General features: G+C 71.4%; 11 protein-coding genes and 1 pseudogene. 4 read left to right on the forward strand and 8 right to left on the reverse strand.

Annotated elements, in window-relative coordinates:
• Positions 1 to 3: 3 nt before the first annotated feature.
• Positions 4 to 534, reverse strand: a complete 531-nt coding sequence (locus K4G64_RS20195; RefSeq protein WP_221757426.1) for a DoxX family membrane protein — start codon at positions 532 to 534, stop codon at positions 4 to 6.
• A 157-nt stretch (positions 535 to 691) separates the two neighbouring features.
• Entirely contained in the window at positions 692 to 2,080 is a 1,389-nt protein-coding gene (locus tag K4G64_RS20200) for a hypothetical protein (protein ID WP_308122436.1), read from the reverse strand.
• Positions 2,081 to 2,264: 184 nt separating this feature from the next.
• Here K4G64_RS20200 and K4G64_RS20205 point away from each other — a divergent pair, with 184 nt between their 5' ends.
• Positions 2,265 to 3,149, forward strand: a complete 885-nt coding sequence (locus K4G64_RS20205; RefSeq protein ID WP_221757427.1) for a DUF4429 domain-containing protein — start codon at positions 2,265 to 2,267, stop codon at positions 3,147 to 3,149.
• A gap of 13 nt (positions 3,150 to 3,162) precedes the next feature.
• Here the strand turns inward: K4G64_RS20205 and K4G64_RS20210 are convergent, their stop codons facing one another.
• Positions 3,163 to 3,957 (reverse strand): class II aldolase/adducin family protein, encoded by a 795-nt coding sequence (locus K4G64_RS20210; protein WP_221757428.1) that lies wholly within the window; start codon positions 3,955 to 3,957, stop codon positions 3,163 to 3,165.
• Positions 3,958 to 4,146: 189 nt separating this feature from the next.
• On the opposite strand from K4G64_RS20210, the gene K4G64_RS20215 reads away from it, so the two are divergent.
• Positions 4,147 to 4,620 carry a pyridoxamine 5'-phosphate oxidase family protein gene (locus K4G64_RS20215; RefSeq protein WP_221757429.1) on the forward strand — a complete coding sequence of 158 codons (474 nt, stop codon included), beginning with the start codon at positions 4,147 to 4,149 and terminating at the stop codon, positions 4,618 to 4,620.
• Positions 4,621 to 4,629: 9 nt separating this feature from the next.
• Here K4G64_RS20215 and guaA read toward each other — a convergent pair whose 3' ends face one another.
• Entirely contained in the window at positions 4,630 to 6,210 is a 1,581-nt protein-coding gene (guaA, locus tag K4G64_RS20220; RefSeq protein ID WP_221757430.1) for a glutamine-hydrolyzing GMP synthase, read from the reverse strand.
• A 329-nt stretch (positions 6,211 to 6,539) separates the two neighbouring features.
• Here guaA and K4G64_RS20225 point away from each other — a divergent pair, with 329 nt between their 5' ends.
• Positions 6,540 to 6,821 carry a chorismate mutase gene (locus K4G64_RS20225; protein WP_030841942.1) on the forward strand — a complete coding sequence of 94 codons (282 nt, stop codon included), beginning with the start codon at positions 6,540 to 6,542 and terminating at the stop codon, positions 6,819 to 6,821.
• Positions 6,822 to 7,362: 541 nt separating this feature from the next.
• On the opposite strand, the gene K4G64_RS20230 is transcribed toward K4G64_RS20225, so the two are convergent.
• On the reverse strand, positions 7,363 to 8,505 hold the full coding sequence (locus tag K4G64_RS20230; RefSeq protein WP_221757431.1) for a hypothetical protein: 1,143 nt from the start codon (positions 8,503 to 8,505) through the stop codon (positions 7,363 to 7,365).
• Positions 8,506 to 8,720: 215 nt separating this feature from the next.
• On the opposite strand from K4G64_RS20230, the gene K4G64_RS20235 reads away from it, so the two are divergent.
• On the forward strand, positions 8,721 to 9,704 hold the full coding sequence (locus K4G64_RS20235) for an LAETG motif-containing sortase-dependent surface protein (RefSeq protein ID WP_221757432.1): 984 nt from the start codon (positions 8,721 to 8,723) through the stop codon (positions 9,702 to 9,704).
• Positions 9,705 to 9,795: 91 nt separating this feature from the next.
• Here K4G64_RS20235 and K4G64_RS20240 read toward each other — a convergent pair whose 3' ends face one another.
• From K4G64_RS20240 to K4G64_RS20250, 3 genes and pseudogenes are all read right to left on the reverse strand, one after another.
• A complete protein-coding gene (locus K4G64_RS20240; RefSeq protein ID WP_221757433.1) occupies positions 9,796 to 11,580 on the reverse strand; it encodes a GMC family oxidoreductase N-terminal domain-containing protein in 1,785 nt (594 codons plus the stop codon).
• A gap of 38 nt (positions 11,581 to 11,618) precedes the next feature.
• Positions 11,619 to 13,256 carry a succinic semialdehyde dehydrogenase gene (locus tag K4G64_RS20245; protein ID WP_221757434.1) on the reverse strand — a complete coding sequence of 546 codons (1,638 nt, stop codon included), beginning with the start codon at positions 13,254 to 13,256 and terminating at the stop codon, positions 11,619 to 11,621.
• Positions 13,257 to 13,401: 145 nt separating this feature from the next.
• Positions 13,402 to 13,981: pseudogene (locus K4G64_RS20250) on the reverse strand (serine/threonine protein kinase); the annotation flags it as partial.

The raw sequence follows: 13,981 nt of genomic DNA on the forward strand, positions 1-13,981 counted from the left end.
CCGCTACTGGTACCCAACGCTCCTCTGCCGCCGCCGTGACCGTAGCGCGGCGTCGAGGGAGAGCACGGGTGCGCCCGCGAGGATCAGCGGGGTCCAGGCCATGAGGTAGGCGAGGTCGTTGCCGTAGTAGTACGGGTCGGAGGCCCAGCTCACGGTCAGCCACAGGCTGAGGGAGATCAGCGCGCCGCCGAGCGCGGCCAGCCGGGCGAGCAGGCCGAGCAGGGTCCCGATGCCGACGGCCAGTTCCCCGAAGGCGATGGCGTAGCCGAAGCCGACCGGGCTCTTGAGGGAGAGGTCGACCAGGGCGGGGATGGCGGAGGAGTCGCGCACGGCACGCATCATGTCGCCGATCGAGCCGGCCCCGGAGTCCTTCATGAAGGCGCTGTCGGTGAGCTTGTCCAGGCCGGCGTAGATGAAGGTGACGCCGAGGAAGATGCGCAGCGGCAGTAGGGCGTAGCGGGTGGCGTTGTCCCGCCAGCCTCCTCCCTCTCCGAAGTGGGGGGAGTGCGTGTCCGTTCGCATACTGTGAGTCATCGCTGCTAGCCGCCTCTCGCCGGTGCCGAGACCCCCTCAACAGACGATACGTACGACGAACGGGCCCCGCTCAATCCCGCGCGGGCTGCTTTCGTGGTCCCGCCGGTGGAACCGGGGGTGACAAGGGCGTTGCGGAGGTGCCGTCGCTCACCACCGCTCACTCGGTCACGTCGACCGCGTAGCGGTTCGTCTCCACTCCCGCCGCCGTGACCACCTGCACCTCCACCCTCCCCGGCTCCACATCCGCCGGCACCGGCACCGTCAGCAGGGTGTCCGTGGGGTTGCGGAACCCGCCGGGGACCGGGACCAACGGCACGTGGACGTGCACCGTGCCCACGCGCACGACCATCCGGGCCAGCCGGCCGGCTCCCTGCGCTCCCGGAGGCACGAATCCGGCACCCCGGATCTCGATGTCGTCCCCGGTGCGGATCGGCCCGTCCAGGTCGCCCGCCTCCCGGGCCCGGACCACGGAGAGGATGACCGGCCGGCCGCCCTCCGCGTACTTTCCGGCCAGATACGTCGCCGCCGACACCAGCACCACCACCGCCAGCCCCCACGGCAGATCCGGCAGTTGCTCCGGCCGCCTGGCCAGCCGTACCGCCGCGAAGACCAGGGCGACACCGCTGATCACGACGTACTGGATGTCGGCGAAGGTGCCCCGACCCGCGTCGTCGGTCAGCAGGTCGGCGGCCCGGGGCCGGTCGGCGCGCACCTTCTGCAGCCGTTGCCCCAGCACCCGCAGCCCGACCACCCGTCGCACGAGCACGGCGATCCCGCACAGCACGGCGAGCACGGTCACGATCCCGGCGCCCCGGGCGAGATCCAGCCCGGAGAGCAGCGCGTCCCGCTCCCGCTGCCGGGAGGCGGCGGCCAGCCGCCCGGCGAGGACGAGCACCGAGTAGGCCACGAAGAGCACCCACGCCGCGGCGACGGTACGGGACGTGGACAGCCGGTTGTCCTCACCGATCACCGGCGCCAGCACCCCGCCCCTCGCCCGGTGGAACCACGACGCGGCGGTCAGCGACAGGGCCGTCACCAGCGCCGCGGCCAGCCCGGCCGTGCGCGCCGCCGTCCAGCCCGCGCCGACCGCCGTGAGGGCCTGCCCCAGCAGCAACAGCACCACGGCGGCCCAGACGACCGCAGCGGTGCGGCGCCACAGACCCGTCAGCCAGGCCTGCCCCTCGGCACGCCCCCGCTCGGCGACGTGCTCGGCGGACTGCGCCAGTTCCTCGGAGATCCACTGGCGGGAGGCCGAGGCGGAGTGGGCCACGGCGGCCGGCAGCCCCTGCCCGGCCGCGAACTCGTCCCGCCGGCGCAGGAATGCGGCGACGGCCCGCCGGTGCCCCTCACGCGCCCCGTGCGGGCAGTCCCCGCAGGCACACCCGCCCGAGTGGTCGCCACCGGGACCGCCCGGGTGCCCGCCGGTGTGACCACCGGTGTGACCACCGGCGTAGCGCCCCGAATACCTCTCGGCATAGGCACCCGCACGCGCGCCCGCGTACCCGCCCGCGTCCGCGCCGCCCTGTCCCGCCTCCCGCACCGCCACGCCCGACGCCCGCCTTCCCGCGACCCAACCACCGCCGGCCTTCCGGACCCCGGAAACACCGCTGTACAACTCCCCTGCGCCGACAGCGAATTGTGCCCTACACCACCCGGTTTCCGTCCGCCCCCTCTGGTCAACACGGGTGAATTTCGGGGTGCCGTGTTGACCCGGCTGGGAGAATTCCTCTATGGCCGAGATCATCCAGCGGGACGGGACCTGGGCCTTCGACGGCGACACGGTCCGGATCACGCCCGGTCTGCACCGCTCCGTGCCGCTGTTCCGGCAGACGTACGGGGAGATCGCCGTGCCGCTCGCGGCGGTCTCCGGCATCGTGCTGGAACCCGAACCCAGGCGTGGCCGGCTGCGGTTGCGGCTGCGCGAGGGCGCCGACCCCCTGCTCCAGGCGACCTGCGGGCGGCTGCCCGACGCGGCCGATCCCTACCGGCTGGCGGTGGACGCCGACCGGACGGGGGTCGCCGAGTACGTCGCCGAGGAGATCCGCCGCGCGCTGCTGCTCGGCCGGATCCCGAAGGAGCCCGCGAAGGCCTATCTGCTGCCCGGCCCGCCGGTTCCGGTGTCGGTGCGCACCTCGGACGGCACGGTCTCCTTCGACGGCACCCGGGTGCGGATCGACTGGGCCGGCACCTCCGAGCGGGTCAAACGCGCCACCGGCCCGCGGATCATCGGCATGGGCGACCTCGTGCGGGTCGAGTGGTTGCCGCACACCGGTCACGAGGACGGTTCCCTGCGCTTCGTGACCCGCGAGACGGAGTTCTCGAAACTGCCGCCGGAGAAGGACCCGTACGCCCTGGACCTGTGGGGCAGCGCCCGCCGGGACCTGCTCACCGCGCTGGTCGCCGCGGCGGTCACCGCCCGGCTGCCGCACCCGTCCACGCGCGCCGCCTCCGGGAACGGCGAGCTCCCCTCCCGCCCACCCGTGCCGCGCCCGGCCTGCGACCACCACGACGTGCTCCTGCGCCGGCTGCGCGAGCTGGGCCGGCTCCACCACGACGGGGTGCTCACCGACGAGGAGTTCGCGAGGACGAAGGCGGTGGTGCTGCGCGGCTTCTGAGGGAAACCCGGCGTCAGCTCAGCAGACCGGGCTCACTCCGGCTGACGTCCTCCCACATCGGCTGGTAGTTGATCCACGCCACGAGGTCGCCGCCGAGCTGTTCGCGTGTCGCCACGGCCATCCGGTGATCGATCCGGACCGGCCGCCCGGCCGCCTGCGCCGTCAGCTGCACCTGGCAGGAGCGCTCCATCGACACGAACCACCAGGCCGCCGCGTCCACCGAGTCGCCGACGGTCAGCAGACCGTGGTTGCGCAGCACGAGCGCCTTGCGGGAGCCGAGGACGGCCGCGATACGACGCCCCTCCTCCGCGTCGACGGAGACACCCGTGTACGTGTCGTAGAGGGCGTGGTCCTCGTAGAAGGCGCAGCTCTCCTGGGTGATCGGCTCGAGCAGTTCGCCGAGGGCCGCGAGCGCCCGGCCGTGCACCGAGTGGCAGTGGGCGACGGCGACCACGTCGGGCCGGGCGGCGTGGACCTGGGCGTGCACGGTGAAGGCCGCCTGGTTGACGTGGTAGCCGCCCTCGACGACCTGGCCGTCCTGGTTGGCGAGCACGAGATCGCTCACGGTGACGTGCCGGAAGGGCATCCCGAACGGGTTGACCCAGAAGCAGTCGTTGTATTCCGGGTCGCGGGCGGTGATGTGCCCGGAGACGCCGTCCTCGAAGCCGAGCCGGCCGAAGATCCTCAGGGCGCCCGCGAGCCGTTCCTTGCGGTGCCGGCGCTCGTCCTCGACCGACTCGTGCATCGGCGGCATGGCGAACCGCAGCCGGTCGGTGGGCAGCGGCAGGGGCGGGGTGGGCCCGCTCATAGGTCCTCCAGCGCTGGTTCTGCGTACGGGCGGAAGTTACCGTCCGTGAGGCCGGGAAGAACAGGAGCGAATCGTGAAGATGACACGAGCGCCCCTGTGAGCACCGTGTGCCCACTCGTGTGCCCCCTGGCTCCCCAACCCCACGGATAGCCGACAGAAGATGTCGGGTTTCGGCGCGACACTCGTGTCATGACAGCGAACTGGGCGGCTTTCGTCACCGCCGAACCGGATCTGGCCGGCACCGTCGAGAAGCGTTTCGGCGCCTACACCCACCACATCCTCGCCACCCTCCGCAAGGACGGTTCGCCCCGCACCAGCGGCCTGGAGGTGCGGTTCCTGAACGGCGAACTGTGGCTCGGCATGATGCCGGACTCGCTCAAGGCCCTCGATCTGCGCCGCGACCCGCGCTTCGCGCTCCAGGCGAACCCCGGGGAGGGCACCGGCATGGGCGGCGGCGACGTCCGGATCAGCGGCCGGGCGGTCGAGGTCGACGACATGGAGACCAAGGCCGGATACGTCGAAGAGGTGGAACCGCCGGAGCCGTTCCACCTCTTCCGCACCGAGCTGACGGAGATCGTGAGGACCTACGTCGAGGACGACACGTATCTCGTCGTCCAGGTCTGGACGCCCGGCGAGCCCCTGCGCACGATCAAGCGCACCTAGGCGGGGAGGTCACTCCCACTCGATCGTCCCCGGCGGCTTCGAGGTCACGTCGAGGACGACTCGGTTGACGTCCTTCACCTCGTTGGTGATCCGCGTGGAGATCCGGGCGAGGACCTCGTACGGCAGGCGCGACCAGTCGGCCGTCATGGCGTCCTCGGACGAGACGGGGCGCAGCACGATGGGGTGGCCGTAGGTGCGGCCGTCGCCCTGGACGCCGACACTGCGGACGTCGGCGAGCAGGACCACCGGGCACTGCCAGATGTCGCGGTCGAGGCCGGCCGCCGTCAGCTCCTCGCGGGCGATGGCATCGGCCTCGCGCAGCAGGTCCAGGCGCTCCTTGGTGACCTCGCCGACGATGCGGATGCCGAGGCCGGGGCCGGGGAACGGCTGGCGCTGGACGATCTCCTCCGGCAGGCCGAGCTCCTGCCCGACCATGCGGACCTCGTCCTTGAAGAGCTTGCGCAGCGGCTCGATCAGCTGGAACTCGAGGTCCTCGGGCAGGCCGCCCACGTTGTGGTGGGACTTGATGTTGGCCGTGCCGGTGCCGCCGCCGGACTCGACGACGTCCGGGTAGAGGGTGCCCTGCACGAGGAACTCCACGGCCGGACCCTCATCGGCGATGATCTCGGCCTGGGCCTGCTCGAAGACCCGGATGAACTCGCGGCCGATGATCTTGCGCTTCTCCTCGGGGTCGGAGACCCCGGCCAGCGCCTTGAGGAACCGCTCCTCCGCGTCCACGACCTTCAGCTGCACGCCGGTCGCGGCCACGAAGTCCTTCTCGACCTGCTCGGTCTCGCCCTTGCGCATCAGGCCGTGGTCGACGTACACGCAGGTCAGCTGGGAGCCGATGGCCTTCTGGACGAGGGCCGCGGCGACCGCGGAGTCCACGCCGCCGGACAGGCCGCAGATGGCGCGCCGGTCACCGACCTGCTCGCGGATCGCGGCGACCTGCTCCTCGATGACGTTGCCCGTCGTCCAACTCGGCGTGAGGCCCGCTCCCCGGTACAGGAAGTGCTCCAGCACCTGCTGCCCGTGCGTGGAGTGCATCACCTCGGGGTGGTACTGGACGCCGTAGAGCTTCTTCTCGTCGTTCTCGAAGGCGGCGACCGGTACGACGTCCGTGGAGGCCGTGACGGTGAAGCCCTCGGGGGCGGCGGAGCAGGCGTCGCCGTGCGACATCCAGACGGGCTGCTCGGCGGGGGTGCCCTCGAAGAGGGTGGAGGACACCTTGGAGACGTGCAGGTCGGTGCGGCCGTACTCGCGGGCGCCGGTGTTGTCGACGGTGCCGCCGAGGGCACTGGCCATCAGCTGGAAGCCGTAGCACATGCCGAAGACGGGGACGCCGGCCTCGAAGATCTCGCGGTCCAGGCTGGGCGCGCCCTCCGCGTAGACCGACGAGGGGCCGCCGGAGAGGATGATCGCCGCGGGGTTCTTGGCGAGCATCTCCTGGACCGGCATGGTGCTCGGCACGATCTCGCTGTAGACCCGCGCCTCGCGGACACGACGGGCGATGAGCTGGGCGTACTGCGCGCCGAAGTCGACGACCAGGACGGTGTCGGCGGCGGTGGCAGCGGGAGTCGCTGATGACACGGGGTGCCTTCCGGCGGTGGGGCGGGGGTCTTGTGCCACCCGATTCTACCGGGGGGCGGCCGGGCTCCTTCCGTGTGCCGGACGACCACCCCGTCTCAGGATGCGAACCGGCTTGGACGGCCCTCGGAGGGGGTGCATACTTGCCCCCATGTTCACGCAGCAGACGTTCGTCTTTACCTATGGCATCCGGCCCGCCGGACGCCATGGTCGTGCTGCTTGAGCAACTGACAAGCGACTTCCCAGGCGCCCCGGGCCGACAAGGCCCGGGGCGCCTGTCGTCGTCCGGGCCCTGCCGCCCCGGGGCAGCCTCACACCCCGAGGAGCCCCCTGTGACCACCATCGACGTGACCGGCGCCCGTACTCCCGAGGCCGCCGGCGTGATCACCGGCGCGCGTGAGCGGATCGACGCGCTCGACGACCGGATCATCGGCCTGATCCAGGAACGGGTGGCGGTGTCCGCCGTCATCCAGGAGGCGCGGATCGCCTCCGGCGGCCGGCGCGTGAACCTCTCCCGCGAGATGGACGTCCTCGGCCACTACAGGGAGGCGCTGGGCAAGCCGGGCACCGCGCTCGCGATGACCCTGCTGGAGCTGTGCCGCGGCAAGATCTGACGCCCCGGCCCGGTCCCGGGTCCCTGTTCCCGGGACAGACGTACGCATCCCTCTCACCCGTACGGCGCGTGACCGCCCCCGGGCCCTTTCGTTGGTCCCGGTGTCCGTGCCAGCCAGGCGCGGGCCCGAGAGAACCACGCGTGGCTCACTGGGGCGATGAGACGCACGGATCGTGCCGTGCGTCGTGGGACCTCGCTCCAGGGAAGTGACCGGACGGCAGGGGACAGCAGCCCGGTCACCCAAGAGAACGGTCGGCTCCGGGGACGCCCGGGGCCGACCGGCGGACCTTGCATAAATGCACAAGTCTGGGTCAAACGGTTGCGGGCACCGCGTTCATCCAGCACGATGCGTACACAGTCCAAGTCCCCCCGCGGACACCCGCATTGCCCGCATTGCCAATGGTACGGAACAGCGGCGCTACCCCCCGGCGCCGCTTCCAGGCACCGGCGCTGCCCTGACGTCGGTGCTGACGAGTAGAAGGGCCCTGCGGCTCCACCCCGCGGGGCCCTTCGCTCTGCTCGAGCCGGGCGCTCGACTCGGCTCAGGTGCGGGTCACCGTGCCGCAGTCGCCGCCGTCGCCGTGCTCGATGGGCTTGCTCCGGTCGTACGGGTCCGTCGCCGGGCCGCTCGGGTCGGGGCCCGCGGACCTGCTCGACGGGAACTCCGGGTGCAGGTACCCGTCGTAGACGAAGCAGGAGGAGTTGCCTATCTCCTGGTCGTAGTTCATCAGGAGCAGGCGGCCCGGGGTGACCTGGTAGCGGGCGGGGTCGGCGACTTCGACGTCGACGACCCGGCGCACGATGGTGCGGGTGACCTCGGTGGGGCCGTCCGCCCGGACGACGGGGTAGACGAAGGTGTAGTCGGCGCGTACCGCCACGCCTCCCTGCGTGCCCTTCTTGAACGTCATGCGCCCGCGGGTCTTGATCACGTCGCCGGCCGGCCGCACCTTGTCGGGGTCGAAGCGGCTGAACAGCGTCACCGGGTCGTGCTTCCTGCTCGGGGAGCGCAGTCCGGTGCCGAGGTCGTCGAGGAGTCCGGGCTGCTTGGGGTCGAGCACGGAGAGCGCGGTCTCGGGGCGGGCCCCGCGTACGGTCCTCGGGTCGAGGTTGGCGCCCACCAGCAGCTTCTTCGTCAGTTTCAGGGCCTGTTCCACCCGGTCCGCGGAGACCGCGCCGACGGCCTTCGCCTCCGGCAGGGCGATGCCGTCCTCGCCGTCGGCCCAGCGCTCGGCCGGGGAGCCGGCGAAGGGCCGGTCCAGGGTGGGGGTTTCGGGGTCGGACGCACCCGGCGCGGCGGTGGGCGCCGCCGTCTCGTCGGGCAGCGGTGAGGCCTCCGCGGCCCCCGACTCCCCGGTACCGAAGGGGTCGCCGGGCAGCAGCGACGGCTTCAGGGCCACCAGCGTGACGGCGGCGGCGACCGCCACGCCGAGGACGGTCCACAGCTTGCGGCGCCGGGCCGCACGGCCGTTCATCTCCTGCCAGGCGGGGCCCGTTCGCCACCCCGGAGGCACCTCACCCCGGGCGTCCTGCTCACGCAGGCGCTCGGTCACCATGCGGGCCCGGGCTGACGGCTCCTTGGGGGCGGAGGAACGGATGTCCCGCTCGGTGTCGCGGGTGAACTGCTCCCAGACGTCGTCGGGGATCTCCGAGGCCGACGGCTGATCGTCGGACGGCTTTTCAGACACGAAGCAAAGATCTAAGCGGGTGGTAAGCGCCTTCACAAGAAGGTCTCGTGTGTGACTCAGCCCACATAAGAATTTCGTGAATGCCAGCACAACCATTCACAGGCTTCACGGATCAAACCTGCGGAACCAAGGGCCACTCCCGCGCCCCACACGCGGAGGCCTCCCCCAACGTTCGTACCGCATCCCGCGGTACGCCCGGACTCTCCGAGGTCTTCATGAAGCTTCGCCGCGCCATGGCAGCAGCGGCCGCTACGGCGGTCATAGCCCCGGTCGCACTGCTTGCGGCACCGGCCGCGTACGCGACCGACGAAACGACGCCCACGCCGAGCGCGTCGGTGAGCGAGTCCGCTCCCGAGACGTCGGCCTCGCCGTCTGCGACCGAGTCCACGCCCGCCGAGACGACGCCGAGCCCGAGCGTGTCCGTGAGCGAGTCGGCTCCCGAGACGTCCAGCTCGCCGAGCGCGTCCGCGAGCGAGTCCTCCCCGGCGCCCAGCGCCTCCGAGCCCGAGGAGTCGGAGTCCCCCGACCCCGAGCCGTCGGTCTGCGAGGACACCAAGGTCGACGTCAGCATCACCGGCCTGTCCGGCAAGATCGCGGCGGGCAGCGGCTGGCACAAGTTCTCGCTGAACGTGCAGAACAACTCCGACTCCACGCTGAACGACCTCGACTTCTTCGCCGGGGCCTCCCCCGACAAGAACGGCGAGGAGCTGTTCACCAGCAAGCAGGTCCAGCTCCAGGCCTGGGACCCCCAGGACAAGACCTGGGTCGACCTCAACGAGGGCGGCTACGCGGTCGGTTACGTCGGCTACACCGACGAGCTGAAGCCCGAGTACGAGGTCGACATCCCGCTGCGCCTCAACGTCAGCAAGTCCGCCCCGGTCGGCGCCGGCTTCTCGCTCGGCGCGACGATCTACGGCGACAACGACGACGAGTGCATCGGCTTCGGTGACGTGTCGTACAAGTTCCAGATCGTCTCCGCGGGTACGGACACCGACGGCACCAAGCCGCAGGAAGGCGGCAAGGCGCCCGTCACCGACGAGAAGCCGAGCGGCAACACGCCGGAGGTCACCGGCAGCCTCGCCGAGACCGGCTCCAGCTCCGCCCTGCCGATGATCAGCCTCGTCGGCGGTGCCGCGGTCGTCGCCGGTGCCGGCGCGATCTTCGTGGTCCGTCGCCGCAAGGCCGGCGTCCAGGCGTAAGCCGTAGCGGCCGGCAGGCCGTTGCACCAAGCAGAAGAGGGACCTGCGCTCGGAGGGGGGTGCAGGTCCCTTTTCTGTGTACCGCTGTCGCTCAGCTCTTCGGCGGTACCACCGGCACGCCGAGGAACGGCAACCGCAGCGCGCCGAACGCCTCCGCCGGGACCGCCGGGGACTTGGGCTCGACGGGCTGGAGACGCTCGTAGATTCCCTGCTGCGGGCGCGGGTCCTCCTCGCCCTTGTTGGGCCAGAAGGACATCGCCCGCTCGGCCTGGGCGGTGATGGTGAGGGACGGGTTGACGCCCAGGTTGGCGGAGACCGCGGCGCCGTCGACGACCGAGATGCCGGGGTGGCCGTAGAGGCGGTGGTACGGGTCGATCACGCCGGACTCGCGGGAGTCGCCGATCGGGCAGCCGCCCAGGAAGTGGGCGGTGAGCGGGGTGCCCATCAGTTCGCCGACGTTGGAGCCCGCGAAGCCGTTGATCTCGGCGGCGAGCGCCGACGCGCCCTCCGTGGCGGCCTTGATCTGCTTGGGGTTGGGGGCGCCGTGGCCCTGGCGGGCGGTGAGCAGGCCGCGGCCGACACCCGACGGTTTCACGTAGGTCGTCAGGGAGTTGTCCAGCGACTGCATCACCAGGCCGATGATGGTCCGCTCCGACCAGCGGCGGTTCGACAGGGAGCGCAGCACCAGCACCGGGTGCTTCACCGCGTTGGCGAGGAAGCCCAGGACCCGCGAACTGCCCGATTTCGTCCCCGCGTACGGCACCTGGAGGATGGACAGGCCGCCCATCGAGTTGGAGCCCCTGCCGTAGCGGACCGGCTCGATGTGGGTGTTGGCGTCGGGGTGGATGGAGGACGTGATGGCCACGCCCCTGGTGAAGTCGACCCTGGGCGCGCCGTGCGCCTTGCGGTAGCGCCGGTCGTCGGTCTGGGCGCCGACCAGGGCCTCGGAGTTGGTGCGGGTCAGCTCGCCCAGCCTGTCCGAGAGGTACGGCAGCCGGCCGCCCGCCTTCATGCGGTGCAGCAGGGTCTGGGTGCCGTAGGTGCCGGCGGCGAGGACGACCCGCCGGGCCGTGTACGTGCGGCCCTTCTTCTTGCCTCGGCGGTCGGTGGGCAGGGTGGCGACGGCGTAGCCGCCGCGCGAGTCGTCGGTGACCGACACGACCGTGGTCATGGGGTGGACGACCGCGCCGGCCTTCTCGGCGAGGTGCAGGTAGTTCTCGTTGAGGGTGTTCTTGGCGCCGTGGCGGCAACCGGTCATGCACTCGCCGCACTCCGCGCAGGCCTTGCGGGACGGGCCCGCGCCGCCGAAGTACGGGTCGGGCACCTCCTGGCCCGGCTTCGCCTTCGCCGAGCCGTCGGCGTCCTCGCCGTCGCCGAAGAAGACGCCGACCGGGGCCATGTGGAAGGAGTCGCCGCAGCCCATGCGCTCCGCGGCGGCCTTCAGATGTACGTCGGAGGGGGTCATGGTCGGGTTGAGCCGTACGCCCAGCATGCGCCGGGCCTGGTCGTAGTACGGCGCCAGTTCGTCCTGCCAGTCGGTGATGTCACGCCACTGCGGGTCCTCGAAGAACGGCTTCGGCGGGACGTAGAGGGTGTTGGCGTAGTTCAGGGAGCCGCCGCCGACGCCCGCGCCGGCCAGGACCATGACGTTGCCCAGCAGATGGATGCGCTGGATGCCGTACATGCCGAGCTTCGGGGCCCAGAGGTAGTTCTTGAGGTCCCAGGAGTTCTTCGGGAGGGTCTCGCGGGTGAAGCGGCGACCGGCCTCCAGGACGCCGACCTTGTATCCCTTTTCCGTGAGGCGCAGGGCGGTCACCGAGCCGCCGAAGCCGGAACCCACGACGATGACGTCGTAGTCGTAAGCGTCCTGAGGCACGTGCCGTCTCCCCTTTGAGTGGCTGAAGCGTGGGTCGTCTACCGGAACCGGAACGCCTTCATCAGGCGCAGGCTCCTGCTCATGAACTGGGCGTACTTCTCGTCGTCCATGCCCAGTGAGGGGGCCATGGGGAGCACGCGCTGGTGGGCGACCGTCTGGGCCTCGGTGTACTTGAGGATGCCCTCGGAGCCGTGGCGGCGGCCGAGGCCGGAGTCCTTCATGCCGCCCATCGGGGACTGGACGCTGCCGTAGGCGGGGGCGTAACCGTCATTGATGTTGACGGTGCCGGTGCGCAGGCGGGCGGCGATCTCCTGGCCGCGGCGGCCGTTCTTCGTCCAGACCGAGGAGTTCAGCCCGTACGCCGTGGCGTTGGCGCGCTCTATGACCTCGTCCTCGTCGGTGAAGCGGTAGACCGACACGACCGGGCCGAACGTCTCCTCGCCGCAGACCGACATGTCCGTTGCGACCCCGTCGAGGATCGTGGGCTCGAAGAAGTACGGGCCGATGTCGGGGCGGGCCACACCGCCCGCGACGACCTTCGCGCCCTTGGCGACGGCCTCCTCCACGTGCCGCGTGACCGTCTCGAGTTGCCGCTCGCCGACCAGGGAGCCCATGTCGGCGCCGTACGCCAGGGACGTGCCGAGGCGCATGGCCTTCGTGCGGGCGGCGAAGCGCTCCAGGAAGGCGTCCGCGATGGATTCGTGGACGTAGAGCCGCTCGATGGAGATGCAGAGCTGGCCTGCGGAGGAGAAGCAGGCGCGGACGGCGCCGGCCGCGGCCTTCTCGATGTCGGCGTCCTGAAGGACCAGCATGGCGTTCTTGCCGCCGAGTTCGAGGGAGACGCCCACCAGCCGGGCCGCCGCGCCCTGGGCGACCTCGCGGCCGGTGCGGGTGGAGCCGGTGAAGGAGACGTAGTCGGCGTGCCGGACGACCTCGGGGCCGATGACCGGGCCGTCGCCGAGGACGACCTGGAAGACGTCGGCGGGCAGGCCTGCCTCGATCAGCAGGTCACGGGCCCACAGGGCGGTCAGGCAGGTCTCCGTGTCCGGCTTCATGACGACGGCGTTGCCCGCGACGAAGGCCGGGAGCGCGTCGCCGACCGACAGCTCCAGGGGGTAGTTCCAGGGGGCGATCTGGCCGACGACACCGCGCGGGTGGCGCAGTTCGGTGACCTTCGTCAGGGTCGGCATGGCGCCGGCGTGCCGCTTGGGCCGGAGGTAGGCGGGGGCCTTGCGACCGTAGTGCCGGGCGGCGACCGCGACGGCCTGGACCTCCTCGTGGGCGTGCAACCGGGCCTTACCGGTCTCCAGCTGTATGAGGTCGAGGACTTCGGCCTGGCGCTCCAGCACCAGGTCGTGGAAGCGGAGCAGGACGGCGGCGCGTTGCCGCACGGGGGTCTGCGCCCACACGGCCTGGGCGGTCCGGGCCGCTTCGTAGGCCTTCGCCACGTCCTCGGGCGTCGACTCGGGGAGGTCGGCCAGCTTCTCACCGGTGAACGGCGTGTGGTTGGCGGTCCGGCCGGAGCCGGCGACGCCCTTGGTGAGCTGGGCGACCAGCTCGGGCGTGACCACGTCCGCGGCGGTGCGGGCGCCCTCCGGAGCGGGGGCGAGGGGGTTCGTGCCGGTCTGTGCCGTGCCGGTCTCTGCCGTCTTCTCGGCGGCCTGCGCGTCCGTCATGAGCCGCAGGGTATGCCGCGACGCAGGCTTTGGGTACCCGTCGGTAATACGGCTTCACCGAGTGCACACACGACGCCAGTGACTGCTGGCAACAAACGCGCTGATCAGGACGTTGTGCGGTGACCGCTTGATGTAATCCGGTCTTTTACGATCCCGGGGCGCTGCCGAGCCGCTCCCGGGCCCCCTCGAACACCGACGTGCCTTCCTCCTCTTCCGGCGTGCCCCTGGGCATGTCGACGCGCAGTTCGTACATGCGGTCGTCGCCGGTGCGGGCGATCAACCGCATGACCCGTCGCGGGGTTTCGCCGCGTTGGTACGCGGTGTCGGCGAGGGCGGCTTCCCGGCCCTGGACGGTGGTGCGGGTGAACCGCGTTTCCCCTTGGGCGCCGTGCGCCTTCCTGGCCTGGTCCATCGGGGCGGCCGGGGCGCTGTCCCAGGAGAGGAGACGGACCTGGATCGTGCCGGGCCGTCCGTCGCCGTAGAGCACTGTGCGGGGCTGGTCGGTGGCGCTGCCGGTCCGGCCGAGCGGGCGGTAGTGGGGTGGGAGGTGGAGTACGGCGGCCATGCCCGGCTCGTGGTGCGGGATCCAGGCCTCGGCCACGTCGGCCGCCTGCCCGGCGCTCTCCGCGCTGCTGGGCTCCGCGAGTTGGGTGACGGCCCCTATGCCACCGGCGAGCAACGCGGAGAGGAGGGCGAGGGGCCCGGGGCGGAGGAGACATTGGCGG

The organism is Streptomyces sp. WAC04114 (genome assembly GCF_019733245.1).
In the GTDB taxonomy this organism is placed as follows: Bacteria; Actinomycetota; Actinomycetes; order Streptomycetales; family Streptomycetaceae; genus Streptomyces; species Streptomyces massasporeus_A.

Excerpts from the sequence above, each read along its gene's own strand:
- K4G64_RS20195 (WP_221757426.1), bottom strand. The coding sequence starts at position 534 with ATGACTCACAGTATGCGAACGGACACGCACTCCCCCCACTTCGGAGAG.
- K4G64_RS20205 (WP_221757427.1), top strand. The coding sequence starts at position 2,265 with ATGGCCGAGATCATCCAGCGGGACGGGACCTGGGCCTTCGACGGCGAC.
- K4G64_RS20210 (WP_221757428.1), bottom strand. The coding sequence starts at position 3,957 with ATGAGCGGGCCCACCCCGCCCCTGCCGCTGCCCACCGACCGGCTGCGG.
- K4G64_RS20215 (WP_221757429.1), top strand. The coding sequence starts at position 4,147 with ATGACAGCGAACTGGGCGGCTTTCGTCACCGCCGAACCGGATCTGGCC.
- K4G64_RS20235 (WP_221757432.1), top strand. The coding sequence starts at position 8,721 with ATGAAGCTTCGCCGCGCCATGGCAGCAGCGGCCGCTACGGCGGTCATA.
- K4G64_RS20245 (WP_221757434.1), bottom strand. The coding sequence starts at position 13,256 with ATGACGGACGCGCAGGCCGCCGAGAAGACGGCAGAGACCGGCACGGCA.